The 13,819-nt window shown below is 60.8% G+C and carries 14 protein-coding genes; 6 read left to right on the top strand and 8 right to left on the bottom strand.

All coding sequences use genetic code 11. From position 1 onward, the window contains the following. Positions 1 to 154: 154 nt before the first annotated feature. Complete coding sequence (locus WDW90_RS13785) at positions 155 to 628, bottom strand: SRPBCC family protein (protein ID WP_336487960.1); 474 nt, start codon at positions 626 to 628, stop codon at positions 155 to 157. An 898-nt stretch (positions 629 to 1,526) separates the two neighbouring features. On the opposite strand from WDW90_RS13785, the gene WDW90_RS13780 reads away from it, so the two are divergent. Next, positions 1,527 to 2,060 (top strand): cytochrome b, encoded by a 534-nt coding sequence (locus tag WDW90_RS13780; RefSeq protein WP_336487959.1) that lies wholly within the window; start codon positions 1,527 to 1,529, stop codon positions 2,058 to 2,060. A 366-nt stretch (positions 2,061 to 2,426) separates the two neighbouring features. Here the strand turns inward: WDW90_RS13780 and WDW90_RS13775 are convergent, their stop codons facing one another. The 3 genes from WDW90_RS13775 to WDW90_RS13765 form a co-directional block, all read right to left on the bottom strand. Beyond that, the gene (locus WDW90_RS13775; RefSeq protein WP_336487958.1) at positions 2,427 to 2,684 is read right to left on the bottom strand and encodes a hypothetical protein; all 258 of its coding nucleotides are present in this window, start codon (positions 2,682 to 2,684) and stop codon (positions 2,427 to 2,429) included. Between the two features lie 578 nt (positions 2,685 to 3,262). Further along, on the bottom strand, positions 3,263 to 3,739 hold the full coding sequence (locus tag WDW90_RS13770; RefSeq protein ID WP_336487957.1) for a Ros/MucR family transcriptional regulator: 477 nt from the start codon (positions 3,737 to 3,739) through the stop codon (positions 3,263 to 3,265). Between the two features lie 520 nt (positions 3,740 to 4,259). Continuing rightward, complete coding sequence (locus tag WDW90_RS13765) at positions 4,260 to 4,505, bottom strand: hypothetical protein (protein ID WP_336487956.1); 246 nt, start codon at positions 4,503 to 4,505, stop codon at positions 4,260 to 4,262. A 289-nt stretch (positions 4,506 to 4,794) separates the two neighbouring features. Between WDW90_RS13765 and WDW90_RS13760 the strand changes: the two genes are divergently transcribed. After that, positions 4,795 to 6,774, top strand: a complete 1,980-nt coding sequence (locus tag WDW90_RS13760; RefSeq protein ID WP_336487955.1) for an adenylate/guanylate cyclase domain-containing protein — start codon at positions 4,795 to 4,797, stop codon at positions 6,772 to 6,774. A gap of 371 nt (positions 6,775 to 7,145) precedes the next feature. Here WDW90_RS13760 and WDW90_RS13755 read toward each other — a convergent pair whose 3' ends face one another. Next, positions 7,146 to 7,817 (bottom strand): calcium-binding protein, encoded by a 672-nt coding sequence (locus WDW90_RS13755; protein WP_336487954.1) that lies wholly within the window; start codon positions 7,815 to 7,817, stop codon positions 7,146 to 7,148. Positions 7,818 to 8,311: 494 nt separating this feature from the next. Here WDW90_RS13755 and WDW90_RS13750 point away from each other — a divergent pair, with 494 nt between their 5' ends. The 3 genes from WDW90_RS13750 to WDW90_RS13740 all read left to right on the top strand — a co-directional run bounded on the left by WDW90_RS13750 (position 8,312) and on the right by WDW90_RS13740 (position 10,540). Then, on the top strand, positions 8,312 to 8,884 hold the full coding sequence (locus WDW90_RS13750; RefSeq protein ID WP_336487953.1) for a Ros/MucR family transcriptional regulator: 573 nt from the start codon (positions 8,312 to 8,314) through the stop codon (positions 8,882 to 8,884). Between the two features lie 497 nt (positions 8,885 to 9,381). After that, entirely contained in the window at positions 9,382 to 9,600 is a 219-nt protein-coding gene (locus tag WDW90_RS13745; RefSeq protein WP_336487952.1) for a CDGSH iron-sulfur domain-containing protein, read from the top strand. 274 nt (positions 9,601 to 9,874) lie between these two features. Beyond that, the gene (locus WDW90_RS13740; protein ID WP_336487951.1) at positions 9,875 to 10,540 is read left to right on the top strand and encodes a L,D-transpeptidase; all 666 of its coding nucleotides are present in this window, start codon (positions 9,875 to 9,877) and stop codon (positions 10,538 to 10,540) included. Between the two features lie 747 nt (positions 10,541 to 11,287). Here the strand turns inward: WDW90_RS13740 and WDW90_RS13735 are convergent. Beyond that, complete coding sequence (locus WDW90_RS13735; protein ID WP_336487950.1) at positions 11,288 to 11,446, bottom strand: DUF3309 family protein; 159 nt, start codon at positions 11,444 to 11,446, stop codon at positions 11,288 to 11,290. Positions 11,447 to 11,968: 522 nt separating this feature from the next. Between WDW90_RS13735 and WDW90_RS13730 the strand changes: the two genes are divergently transcribed. After that, on the top strand, positions 11,969 to 12,226 hold the full coding sequence (locus WDW90_RS13730) for a DUF6489 family protein (protein ID WP_336487964.1): 258 nt from the start codon (positions 11,969 to 11,971) through the stop codon (positions 12,224 to 12,226). Positions 12,227 to 12,309: 83 nt separating this feature from the next. Here WDW90_RS13730 and WDW90_RS13725 read toward each other — a convergent pair whose 3' ends face one another. Beyond that, positions 12,310 to 12,531: a hypothetical protein gene (locus WDW90_RS13725; RefSeq protein WP_336487949.1), complete on the bottom strand. Its 222-nt coding sequence runs from the start codon at positions 12,529 to 12,531 to the stop codon at positions 12,310 to 12,312. A 229-nt stretch (positions 12,532 to 12,760) separates the two neighbouring features. Next, positions 12,761 to 13,117: a BRO-N domain-containing protein gene (locus tag WDW90_RS13720; protein ID WP_336487948.1), complete on the bottom strand. Its 357-nt coding sequence runs from the start codon at positions 13,115 to 13,117 to the stop codon at positions 12,761 to 12,763. Positions 13,118 to 13,819 lie beyond the last annotated feature (702 nt).

Here is a 13,819-nt window from a genome sequence, read left to right as displayed (position 1 = left end):
TTCACGCGCTTCACTCCGCAGGAGTGCCGCAACTACCTCGCCGCAGCCGGCTACGAGGACGACTTGACCGTCGCTAGCTGACCGGGAACAGCTCTAGCGGTACGGGGCTCACCCGGGTGGCGGGCCCTCGGATGGAGGACCCGCCGTTCGCCGCTTACTTCGCCTTGCTGGCGATGGCGCTGAGACCCGCATCGTAGATGCCGGTGATGACCTCCTTAGCCTTGGCATCGTCTGCGCCCTTGGCCTTGAAGGTGCCCTGCCACTGGACCTTCGAGCCCGAGCCGCTCGGCATCACCATGATCGTCGACTTGTAGTCGGAGACCGGAAGTGGGCTTTGCAGGATGGTGTAGGTGTAATCCATTTTCTTGTCGTCGCGGGCGAGTTGCTCCTCGACGATGGTGCCGCCGCCCTTAAGGCTCAGGGTACGGACGGGCTTTCCATCCTTCATTGACGGCTCGCACTTCTCAATCGCCGGGTGCCAGCTACCGATGCCGCAGAAGTCGCCGATGGTCTGCCAAACCTTGGCAGGAGGGGCTGCAACATCGAAGGACTTGGAGACCTCAAGGGCCAGGGCTGGCGAGAGCGACACTGAGGCAAAGGTCAGGGCGAGTAGGGCAAGGGACTTCATCAGGCGTTTCCTTGTGCAAAAGTTGATTGTGTGTGGCCTCTCGGCCCAAGGCCAAGCTGGAGCGCCATGTAGGCTTGGCAAGGGGCTCAAGAAAGTCATCCCCGGCAATCGGCTGGCTATGCGCAATCGCCTGCAGCCAGCCGTGTTTTCGGCTCAAGCGGATCAGAGGATTGCGAGGGTCCGAATTGCTTGTCCGCTCTGTCCCACTCCACCGCACTTCTTCGATGGATTGTTCCCGACGTGTCCTGTGCCAGGAACTAGCCCAGATGCTTGCGCCACCCCTGCAGATTGGATTAATTCGAACTCTAAGTTGACGGAGCCAGGAACACGACCAACATGGCGCCTGCTGACGCCTGGACAGCGAGCCTTGCTTAGGCGCTTGGCGCAGGAAGGCCCGTTGCAGGAGATCAAACCTTGGGAGATGCGAACCGTACGCTCCATCTTGGCTAAGGGGCTCGTCAGACCGAGGACATCACGTCGTGACAGTCATGCTCATCCCGGACGCTGGTTTCTGACCGACCGAGCACGGCAGTTGATACCTCGCCCAGTCTCGGCCGATGACTCACGGCCAGCCATCGTGACCACCGGCACATGGATCCAGGTAGCGGCTTTCACCGCTGCGGAGGAGTGAAGCGAGCCGATGCCGAGCAACTGGCTCCTCGACCGGCTGTTGGTGGTCGGGATCGTCGTGGTGGTAGACGGGGCCCTCCGCATCCTGTCACAGGTTGGCTAACATGGAGCAACTGAGATTTGCGGTTTTGCCGCAGTGGTTGCCACGATCGTGACGATGCTTGCCCTCCGATGAGCCGTGCCCGAGATGCCTTTCTGCGGCGAGCCAAGCAGGATGCGGCGTCGACCAGCTTAACTGCTGGGGCTTTCCGACCAGGACCGATCAGAGATGATGGAACGGGACACCTCCGGCTATGGCCGCATCACCGTTGGCTTGCACTGGCTGACGGCAGCGTTGGTCATCGTGCTCTGGCTCATTGGTGAGTTCGTCGAGGACCTGCTTGCAAAAGGGCCGCTACGCTCGGCCATCTGGTCAGTCCACTTCGGGCTCGGCTTTCTGTTCACGGCCGTCCTCGTGGCCCTGCTGGTCTGGCGTCAGACCAAGGGGCGGAAGCTTCCTGTCGGCGATCCTGGGCCTCTGCATCGGCTCGCCAAGACGACTCACGCTGCCCTCTACGTGCTGCTGACCGTCATCGTCGGCTTGGGGATCGCTAACGCCTTCGTGCGGGGCGTGAGCCTCTTCGGCGTCGTGAGCCTGCCGCAGCTTGGCGATAAGGCGCTGCGCCGTCCGCTGACACACTGGCATGGCCTCATGGCCAACCTGCTGATGGTCGTGGCTCTGTTCCACACGACAGCGGCACTCATGCATCACTATCTCTGGCAGGACAGCGTGCTACGCCGGATGCTGCCGGCCCGGTCATGAGACCGGCCGATGCTGCAGGGACGCTCAATGTGTCCAACCACCCCCACCTCGGAAAAGGCTTCCGTTCGCGTGGAGGAGTGGGCGAGCAATTGTCCCGTCTACTGCCTGCTGGTCGTCGCCAGAGTTCCACTGGAGCGGCGGATATGACTCGCCATGATTTCCAGGGCGATGGGTTCAAACCCCGCTCTCTCAGCCTTACAGCCAAGTTTTACGCTGAGGTATCTTGTCGTAAGTCAACCCTATGTCGTCCAGCATCTCGACGCTTAGGGCCTCTGTCTCTCGACGCGCCCGCTGCGTGTGCCACCAAAGCTCTACGGTGCTGATGATCGAGGTAAGCATCGCCCGCCTCCGGGTGAGATGATTGCCTCAGAATGACCGGCCGTCGGTGAGGACGCTGTGCTCCACAGCACCTGTGGATGCATTTTCCGAAATGCTGCCCTGCGAAAGCTGCATACGATACAACCGCAGCAGGAGCGACGCAGGCGGGGAGCCGTGGCGGTTCAGGGCACCGGTCCAAGCAGAGTGACCTCTGGACGGTATCTGGCGGCCATCATGGTCGTCGATCTCGTGGGCCATAGCCGCCTGATGGGCCAGGATCAGCCACGAATCCTGCGCCGACTTCAAGGGCGACCTCGACTGAAACGCCATCTCAACTCGGGTCAAGGCTCCTGCAGGCGGCTTCCGGCTTATCAGCCTGCCGGCTCTCGTGCCTGATAGAGAGCCCGCGGCCTCGGTACCCTGCTCCTGCCCTCCCCTGATGCGGAGCTGCGGAGAGATGAGCGGCCAAACCTGTGGGGCGGATCATCACCTCACACGCAGAGCGGCTCTGCTCAGCAGGCTTCTCTGCCGGCGGGTGCCTCCGGCAGCGTACCCTGCACCGGGAACAGGACGACATTGCTCGCGACAGTCGAAGCGGTGGGCTCGGTCGACGTAGCGCCCTGCGTTCTTCGTGATTTCAGGCTGGCCGCCTTGGCAACCTGCCGGATCGTTCTCACGTCGCCCCCGCTGTCCAAGCGCCGCTGCAGCTGCCGGCGCAACCAGACAGGCATCTTCTCATGATCGTACATTGCCGCCCCCTGGCAAAGTTGGGTGCGGAGCCTTGACCATGATAACGGCGGAGCCATCCGCATATGTTAAAGGTACATGGAAAATGCCGGATTGGCCGCGCCACGCAGCAAAGCGGCAACAGGTGATTAGGAAGCTTACTTCCGGCTCCGGCCTCGGCCCCTGCTCTGCCCAGCCTCGACCGGAGCGCCCGCTCGCCCAAGTCCGGTGGCTCGGGCCAGTTCGGAACGTTGGGCGGCGTAGCTGGCGGCCACCATCGGGTAGTCGGTGGGCAGGCCATAGCGAGCACGGTAGCTGTACGGATCGAGTCCATGTTTCGTGATGTGCCGCTTGAGGATCTTGTACGGCTTGCCGTCGATGAAGCTGATCAGAGCGTCATGAGTGATCGACTTCCGGATCTGCGAAGCCGTCGGCCTCTCGACCTCGGGCTCAGTGGTTGCGGCCGTAGGCTGAGAGAGACCAAGGAGCGAGGTATGGACGGCTCGGATCAGACCGGGAAGTTCTCCGGCCGCCACATGGTTGCAGGTCACGTAGGCCGACACGATCTGGGCGGCCTGTTCGATAAGCGAGCTATCCTGAGGTTGCGGCTGAGAAATGACGTCGTCCGATTCCATGGCGGCCCTCCTACCCAACCTCTACGTAATTCTCCGCAACCAGTTGGGTAGGCACCAAGCGGGTCAGACGGTAGGCTCGGTAATCGAGGTACGAACCGGGCGTGCCCGCCTGCGCTGCTGCTTAAGATCTGTACCCGTCAAGCTGGGTTCGTCCGACACTGCTGATCCTGAGCCGGGCCGGCTTCTCGCGGACACGCACAACCGCTCCTTCGGTAACCAGGGCGTTCAAGGCATCCGTCAAAGCCTGGAAGGGGAGCCGGGATCGCGCAGTCCCCTCCAGATCCTTGAACGGAACCCCGGCCTCGCCATGCTGGGAATCGAGGGCTTCGAGGATCTCCAGAACTGTGACGCTGTGTAGCGAGTCTGGTCGTGGTGTCCGTGGCCGCATGGCGCCTCTCCCCGCGTCGATGCGGGAGCCTAGCAGATCCGCCCTGCTTACCTACTCTCGACCGAGAACAAGCCCTCCAGCATGGCGAATGGGTGTCATACGTCTCTGCCTCGGCCACATTACCATATCTGTTCAATGACGTACCGTCACCGAAGATGACGATTTGCAGGCGGCTATGCCCGCCAGCCGACGCACCCGAGCAATCACAATCTGCGACGCTTCCGCTGCGCCGCCTTCCTCTGCTTCCAACTCCAGCGCCAGCAGGAGCCTGAGTAGCAGTTCATCCTGCCGGCGTGGTGAGTCCGACAAATCCTCGGCCAGAGCAGCGATCAGCCGCTGGATGAAGGGACACGACGGTGAGGGTGTCGAGCTGGCCATGAGTCGATCTCAGCGCTCCGACTGCAGGAGCTATAACTGCAGCGCACGATTCAACAACGTTGATGGCGGATCAATACGTCAGATGGGGAGATGCCCTGCCGAGCAGCGGCTTCAGCCTTGCCCCTTCAGGCCGTTCGATTGGTTAAAGGTGGCTGGGTCACAACGATAAATCTGTGCTGAACGGCACAGTCACATGTGGCAGCAGGACCGTACCGCCGGGCCACCCGCTGTGTTAGAGCTCAAGAGCAAAGAAGCGTGAGCGATCATCACTGTTCGCTCAGGAGGGGGCATGCACAAGGTCGGCGCTGAACGTCGTCTGGCGGCCATCATGGTCGCCGATATCGTGGGCTACAGCCGCCTCATGGGTGCGGATGAGGCGGGCACGCTGCGCCGGCTGAAGGCACTTCGCCGGGAGGTACTCGACCCCAGCATCGCTGCAGCTCATGGCCGGATCGTCAAGACCATGGGCGATGGGCTCCTGGTCGAGTTCCCGAGCCCGTTGCGAGCCGTCACCTGCGCCGTCCAGATCCAGCGTGCCATGCTGACCCGGGACGCCGGGCTGCCCCAAGACCGGCAGTTCCGGCTGCGCTTCGGCATCAACGTCGGCGATGTCGTCGCCGAACCGGACGGCGATCTCTACGGCGACGGTGTCAACGTGGCCGCTCGCCTGGAGCCACTGGCCGAGCCCGGCGGTTTGTGCATCTCCCGCTCCGTTCACGATCAGGTCCGAGACAAGCTGCCCTACCGCTTCGAGGATCTGGGCAAACGGGAGCTGAAGAACATCGCCCGTCCCGTCGGCGTGTTCGGCCTTTCGGCTGAAGCCGTGGGAAGCTTGCCCGAACAGACGGCAGAGGACGAGCCAGAGGATGTTCCGGCTGAAGCGAAAGGGCGGGCGGCAGGTCGTTCGCCAGCCTCGAAGCGCCTCCTGCTTGCCGCCAGCATTGCCGCTCTCCTTGCGGCAGGCGGGCTGGGCTGGTGGTCCTGGTCCAGCCACAAGGCGCCTGACGCTGCAGCCACCGCTGCTCTCCAGGCGAGCAATACGCCCAAGCCTGTGCCGGGCCTCTCCCTCGTGGTGCTGCCTTTTGCTAACCTCAGCAATGACCCGGAGCAGGACTTCTTCGCTGACGGGCTCACGGAGGACCTGACCACCGACCTGTCGCATCTGGCGGGCAGCTTCGTCATCGCCCGCAACACCGCCTTCACCTACAAGGGCAAGGCGGTTGATGTGAAGCAGGTCGGGCGTGACCTCGGTGTCCGCTACGTGCTGGAGGGCAGCGTCCGCCGCACAGGCGAGCAGGTCGTGGTGAATGCCCAGCTCATCTCGGCCGAGACGGGGGCTCATATCTGGGCGGACCGCTTCGAGGGAGAACGCAGCCGTCTCGGTGAGCTGCAGGTGGAGTTCGTGGCCCGGCTCGCCCGGTCGCTCGATGTGCAACTCACTCAGGCCGAGAGCCTTCGCTCCCTCCGTGAGCGACCTAACAATCCGACAGCAAACGACCTTGCCATGCGTGGTTGGGCCGCTCTCAACCGGGCTCCTAGTCGTGCTCACCTGCAGGAGGCGCTCAAGATTTTTGAGCTTGCTCTTCAGCAGGATCCGAAGCTTACCTCGGCGTTAGTGGGAAAAGCCCGCGCCTTATCATATCTAGTTTGGCTCCGTTGGAGTGCAAATCCCAACGAAGATTTAGCTGCAGCAGATGAGGCCATTGCGCCCGTCCTCTCTGAAGCACCTAAGAACGCAATGGCCCACTTTGTAAAGGGTGAGATACTTAAGGCAGCGAAGAAACATAACTTAGCAGTCCCCGAGTTCGAGGTTGCCATTACTTATGATAGAAATCTGGCCGTCGCCTACGAGGAGCTTGGGCATACAAAGATTCTGCTTGGCAAGTCGAACGAAGCATTGCCGCTCATTGAGAAAGCTTTACGACTAAGTCCGCACGATCCGGCGATCAATTTTTGGCTTTTTCACATGTGCCATGCGTTTACGCACCTGGGTCGCGACTTGGAGGCCATTACTTGGTGCCGTAAATCAGTTGCAGCCGGGCCACTCTGGCTAGCTTACATTGACTTGTCTGCAGCTTATGCTTGGACCGATCAAAGGGCCGAAGCAGAGACGGCGGTCACAGAGCTTCTGAAGTTGATGCCCGGCTACACAGTCAAAAAATGGGCAACAGCGGGGTTTTCTGACAACCCCGAGTTCCTAGTCGAGTACCAAAGAATCGTTGAAGGGCTGAGGAAGGCTGGCCTCCCGGAAGGTGAGACCCAGCATTAGAGCTGGGCGACGCGAGGAGTGGGGAAGCCAACGCAGGGGCGCATGAAGATTGGACACCTCCAAGAGCGAGCTCGCCGCCTGAGCGGCGCCAACATCCTCAAGTCTCTCGGATTCGATGGTCCGCTATATGCTCTTCCCCTTCCGCTGCGAAGGTGTGGAGGCAGCTTCGCAACATTCGCCGTATCCGGCCAACAATATCATTTCAAATGATGAACCTCCACACCCGACCTTGGAAAGGCGAGAGGGAAAGAGCACGCGGCCTGTCCCGTTCGGCCTCTAGCTACTCTGGTCATGGCCGCTTCCGAATTGATCGAGCCGCCTAAACCGCTGCCCTCATAATTTCTACGAGGGCAGCGTCAGCATGGCTTCATCTAGAAGATCGATGACACGACGACATGCCCGGTAGGGTCTGCACCCTCGACCAAGATGTCATGGTACCCATCCTGAAGATGGTAGGTGACCATGTAGTGCCCGTCGCTTCCGGAAACACCGTAGGATCCCACGCCTGGGGTTTCTGTGTTCCCGGCGTATGTGAAGTCTCCAACGAGCTTGATCGTGTCGTCGGCCGTGAAATCGTGGATCGTGTCGGCTTGGCCCTTGGTGAAGTCGCCAGTGTCACTGCCGCTGTAGCCGAGGTCGGTGTAGTGGGGGCCGAACGTGAATGTGTCGTGGCCCTCACCGCCATAGAGCTGGTCGACACCTGTCCCGCCGTAGATCAGGTCGTCGCCGGCCCCACCGTAGAGCGTGTCGTTGCTGGGGCCGCCCAGGAGCGTGTCCTTGCCCGCTCCTCCGTACAAGGTGCTGCCGTCCCATGAGGCCGACAGCGTGTCATTGCCGTATCCTCCGTAGAGAACGTCATGACCGTGGGGGCCACCCCAGATGTCGTCGTTGCCCCACCCGCCATACATGACATCGTCGCCATTGGTTCCAGTCAGATGCTGGCCTTCGATGATAGCGAGTTTATCCGGGAAAGGGCTGACAGCACTCGTGATGGATCCAGAGAGCACCGCAGACTTGAGGATTGCGCTGCCGAAGTTCGCCATCTTACCTTCCTCCAAGTTTGGAGCAGAAAGCGGGGCCTCAGTGTCAGAAATTTCCAAAGTTCTTATTGTTGCACCCGCCTGCAAGACTCGGCCGCTGCCCGAATCGATTCGACGGCAGCTTGAACTTGGATACATTGTATCTCGAGACGGCAACTGTGATCTACATCACTGTTCCGGCCTCCACAATATGCCTGCCGAACTTTGAACGGCGGAGCCACTTTCATATCTTGCCGTTGCTCTGAGCGTGTCGGCCGAGCTTCACAGCTTGTCGAGGGAAAGTTTGGTGACTGCGTGTTGCTCGCTGCCTGAACGGGTTCAGATCCCTGCGGAATCAGGTAAAGGCATGCTTGGAATGAGTCCCTACGCCGATGCTGAGTGGCTTCGTTAAACCTGTCTGTGAAGCACAGGTTGAAAATTCGCTTCTAGGTGCACCTAGTACTTGCTTTCGGCGCAAGAGAGGCGCAGATCGTGTTGATCACAGCGTGGAGGCCAAAATGGACGAAAGCACCGAAACACAGCAGGGTAATCACCTCGAACTCACGAGCGACATCGTCGCCGCATACCTCTCGAACAACCACGTAGCTGCGGCTGAAATCCCTGCCCTGATCGCTCAGGTTCACTCGGCTCTGGCCGGGCTCGGACAAGCTGCGGCGTCAAACGAGCCGGCGGTGACAAAACCCACAGCCGCTCAGATTAAGAAGTCGATCACGCACGATGCTCTGATCAGCTTCGAGGACGGCAAGCCGTACAAGACGCTGCGCCGCCATCTCACGATCCGTGGCCTGACGCCCGAGGCATACCGGGAGAAGCATGGACTGCCTCGCGATTATCCGATGGTGGCGGCCTCCTACTCTGAACAACGGTCGTCTCTCGCCAAAAGCCTGGGCCTCGGCCAGCAGCGTCGCAAGCTGGCCACGAAGGCTGCCGGAAAGACAGAGACCGTGTCTGAGGCTCCGAAGAGCCGTGGCAGTCGCAAGAAGTCTTCAGCAAGCCCCTCGGCTCCGGCAAGCACCCCGGCTCCGGCGAAGGGCCGAAGCCGGAAGAAGGCGCTTGAGGCTGCCGAGTAGGCTGAAGCAGGCGGCTTCATCTGCGTACAGCCTCCTGGCTAAGAAAGCTGTCCCCGGCTCGGCAGGGACACTCGGCCGGCGCCTCATTCAAGCGGTCGACTAGCATCGTCGCAGATCCGGCGCAGTAGGCGACGGATGCTGGCTCTTCCCCCCCAGTTAAGGGGTCCTGCTAATATATTCTATTAGAAAGGTACCTTAACAGGGGGGGGCAAAGAATCTCGCCACCGAGGGCGGAATGCCCGAGGCCGAGCCGCAGGCGAGGTGGGTCACACCCCATCATACTGCGCCGAAGCAACTAGAAGACTTCCGACAGGCTGGGACGAGGCAAGCCGTCCCGGCTCGAGGTCCTTGAGCAATCCGGGTCGCCTCTCGGTTCATTTGTTCCGGCCTCTCGCAGATCATGTCATGCTTGATCTTCATCGCGAGGGCAGGTCACCTCCTCTTGGGCGAACAATAGGTCTATGATGGAGGCCACGGAGCCGGCGTGGAGAGGTCCGATGGCCGATGTGAAGATCACCGTGAGACGAAACGGCCCCTATTCCGTTTCCGGCCCGATCGAGCTGGTGGACGCCGACGGAAACCTTTACGCCGTACAGGACAAGGCGGCGCTCTGCCGTTGCGGCGCATCCTCGACCAAGCCGTTCTGCGATGGCACTCATTCAAAGATCGGCTTCCAGGCTGCCGAACGGGCGGTGCCGGAATCGGTTGAGAAATGAGCTTCGCGGGACTCCTATATTGAGGTGAAGGAGGCGGCTGGCGCCTCGTACATGGTCGGAACAGTATCCCCACAGATTCGGCGGAGTAAGAGCCGGGCCTAGGCAAGCTGGAACATAGTCGCCTGTGGGTTGGCCCTCGCGGACGTGAAGCAGGCTGCCTCCACACCGGTGCAATGATGGGCTGATCAACCGCTGCCGGTCCATGAGCCTTGGCTGTTGGAACTTCGAGGCCCGAAGGCGTAGTCGGAGGCTTCGCCGTTCATGAAGGTTTCCGATGCGCCTCTGCCTGTCTGTTGCACTGTCGAGCTTGCTGCTGACGACGGTGTTCTCCCCGCCTGCCATGGCGGACGTGCGCATCACCGTAGATAAGGCCGAACAGCGCATGAGCGTCAGTGTTGACGGTCGGCAGCGTTACTCGTGGCCGGTCTCCACCGGGGTGAAGGGCCACGACACGCCCAGCGGTTCCTATCAGCCCTTCCGGATGGAGCGGGATCACTTCTCCAAGGAGTGGGACGATGCACCTATGCCCCACGCGATCTTCTTCACGGCGCAGGGACATGCCATCCACGGCACCAACCACACGGGTCATCTTGGCAGACCAGCCTCCCACGGCTGCGTCCGCCTTTCACCGAAGAATGCCGCCACCCTGTTCAGCCTCGTTAAAGCGGAGGGGCCGGGTAACACCGGGGTGACCATCGAAGGCGGCGCTGCAGTGGTCGCAAGGCGGAAGGACAAGGGCATCAAGGTCGCTCATCGCAAGCCACGCTACGAGACCGGCGGGGTCATGTCGGCTGGCCTGCAGATGGGCGCCGAGGCGGCAGATGGCTACGACTACGGTCCAGTGCCGGTGCGGCGAGCCTACCGCCGGCCGCCTGCTGAAGGCTACGCCTACGGTCCTGCTTACCTTTATGACGCCCCCGGCTCTGACGGCCTGGACTGATGGGGCTTGCCATCGACTGCTGCCGCAGGTTCAGAATGGAGCGGCGCCGCGACAGAACAGGGATAAGTTTCCGCCCAACATGCTGAGGCTTACCACCAGAAGCAGCCCAGTTAGTAGTTCGAGTGATCGTCGGCGCCGGGGATACTGAAACGAGGCATAGGCGGAACTGAGCGCAAGAATGAATACTGCAGCAACGAGGAATGGAAGTGTGATCACCGTGCCCTCCGACGTGATGCCGGTGTACACTGGGCCAGAAACCGAGTCTGTGACTTTGGCCGCATATCCAAGTGGCAGAGTGCTGATCCCGAAGCAGTGATTGATCTGGGTTAATTGAGCGGATGCCGAACACGTGATCGTAGTGCGCAGAAATCCTGCCTTCCTCCGCCGATCACGATTAGGTCTCGGTTTGGAAATCCGGCTGCATCCGACGGCCCAGGAAGTTTTGTTCATTCGGGGCGGTGGAGTCGGTCGGCAACTGGCTTGATTAACCTGAGGCATGCTCTGCCCATCCAGCGCAGTAGGCGACGGATGCTCTCCCCCCAGTTAAGGGGGTCTACTAATAGATTATATTTGGAAGGCTCCTTAACAAGGAGGGCAAAGAATCTCGCCACCGAGGCCGAGCCGCAGACGAGGTCGTCAAACCCCGCATGGGGCGAAGGCATCATCAGTCCTTACAAACCCCAATCCAGGGTTACCTTGTTTGTAAGGGCGTGATGATTCCTCGGTCAGCCCGCCTTTGTGCCGCCGTCAGATGCGGCCCATCAGGGCCATCACAATCACAATGACGAGGATCAGTCCGACCACGCCACCCGGAGCGTAGCCCCAGTTGCGATTGTACCCGGCGCCGAGCGGCAGAGCACCCAGCAGGGCCAGGATCAGGATGATGATGAGAATGGTACTCAGCATGGCGAGCCCTCACGTAAGGTCACCCCTCGCGAACGTCTGAAAGGCCAAGCTGGTTCCTCTGAAGTTCTTAAGCTCGCCCGAATTTCCACAGGAACTTTAAAGGCTTAGCCCCTGTCGGCCAACAGTGCTCATGGCTCAGGCATAGCCCGCAGCCCAACCCAGTCGCCCGCCCTCCTAGTCAGCCCAAACGATGGACCCCAGGCCACGCAGGGGGAGCTCAGGTGAAACGGATTAGCGGATGGCCCCGAACATTTTTGCGGTGGTTTTGTAGCCGTCGTGCAGCCGCCATGTGGTGTTGCAAGTCATATGTTTACTGTCGCCGGGGCGGCCCAATGCCGAAGACGCAGCCCAAGGTCCGGGCTGAGCAGGCGCCTCCCCAGCTTCCTGGTTAGCTTCTCGGCAATCGCCTCAGGCTTGAGATGTGTGTAGTGGAACAGCATGGCGGGGCTTGATGAGGCTGGAAGAGGTATCGACCAGCCCCATATCGTTCCTGATTCGTTTCGTCAGCGTATGAGGCGCCCTGTGAAGGTCAACGTTGAGATCGACTGCACGCCCGAGGAGGCACGGGCGTTCATGGGCCTGCCGGACGTCCAGCCGATGCAAGGGCGGATCCTGGCCGATATGGAGCGGCGGATGCTGGCGGAGATGGACCGCTTCTCGCCAGAAGCTCTGATGAAAAGCTGGATGTCCCTCGCTCCTCAAGGCGCCGAGCAGTTCCAGGACGCTTTCATCCGCATGTTCCAGCAGGGCTTCGGCGGCGGGACGAAACCGCCCCGGTAATGTGGGCTGCTGGGCACCTTCAGCCGAATCCACCCCAGCGCCGATATCTGCCCATGCCCGTGTCGTTGCCGGCATAGCTCGGCCTAGTGCGTGAGGTCACCTAAGGCTCTGCCCTTCACTTCCTCGCAGCGGAACCAAACTGAACCTGCCTGAGCACCCCGTGCCGATAATTCGGCGAGCGTCTGCTCAACGGCCAACTGGCCCACCCTCTCGCAGCGGTCTCTGGTCTCGAAGACGGCCGTGGCTCCATCGTCCCGCTGTGCGCCAGCAATGATGGTCAGGATGAGAAGGAAGCCCGTCTTCATCGACCGCTCCGCTGAAGGTGGTGCTGTCCAGCTTGTTTAGCTGCTAAGCTTAAGGAGCGTCGAGGGCGGGGTGTGATTTATCTGTAACTCGGCAAACCGGCGCACCATGGCAATGTCCCCTTCAGGCTGAGCCGGGCACTGGGCGCTGCAGGCGTCCGTATGGGATTGGGAGCGGTGACGTACCAAGCGAGGGCTCTCGGCTGTTCGACGCCAGAGGAGGCAGAAATGGCTACTTAGCGGGCTGCTTCAGCGGGTCGCTCTCGAGCCATCGAAGGAGATCTTTGGCGCTCGGCTTTGCGGAGTTTTGCAGGGCCTGCTTGGCTCCGCTCGTAGTAATAAAGCGGTGCACGCCACGGATGCGCTTGGTTCCTAGACAGACCAGCGTCTCGCTTGCTTCGATCTTGATAACGCTAGCTGCCACCTCCTTGTTGTAAACGACGTGGCACAGGCTCCGGTTAATGTAACCCGCGGCTTCGACGAGGTCTCCCAACGACCATAGCGTTCCTCGTCCGGCGGCGTGCTTGATGAAACGGAGCGGCTTACCATTCACATAAACGGTCGACAGGCGCAGCAAACGCCCCGACATGACGGTTCTCCTGATGCGGCTGGTCAAAGTGACCAACTACGGGCTGCGATCTTATCATACAGCTCTTCCCCCAGTCTGGGGTTATCTCTGCTGGTTGCCCTTGTCTCTCCGTGAACCGTCTCTGGTAAATTGCAGGCTTCTGAATTTGCGAGGCGGATCCTGCTCAACCTCCTGCGGTCCGTGCCTGAGCGGTGCAGGTGGTGCTGGACCGTCAGGCTGAGTGCGGCTCGTCGGTCAGCGGTGGTCCGCTCGATCACCGAGACGCTCGGCTGCTCGGACGGGACGCTGCGCAACTGAGGGTGACAGGCCGGACGTGAGGATGCTTTCCATGTTCCTCGTCGCTGCCTTTGCTCAAGATTTTGTGAGCGCCGCTGGTGGGGAATGCTTATTGCCAGAGCTGGGTAAGAACTGAGAAGCATTCGAATATTTTCCGAATGCGGGGGCGAACATAGCCATGAGGACGGCGAGGAGAAGCGCAAGGGCTATTAGGCAATCGAGCAGGGCCCTCATCCCCATATGCTGCCCACGGGCACTCCCCTGCCCGGCGCCGCCCTTGAAAGCGAACGTGCCTTCAACAGATGTGAGCATACTGACCATGGCTTGCCACTGAGCGTAGGTAATCCGTGACGGGGCACAGCGGAGATCCATACGTCGTTTGAAGGCGCCATTCAGAATTCGCCGCATACCGTGGACGCCGGATTC

It is taken from the genome of Methylobacterium nigriterrae (assembly GCF_037106235.1).
In the GTDB taxonomy this organism is placed as follows: Bacteria; Pseudomonadota; Alphaproteobacteria; order Rhizobiales; family Beijerinckiaceae; genus Methylobacterium; species Methylobacterium nigriterrae.
Note: the sequence above shows the minus strand (reverse complement) of the source record. Positions and strands in the feature narration are given on the sequence as shown.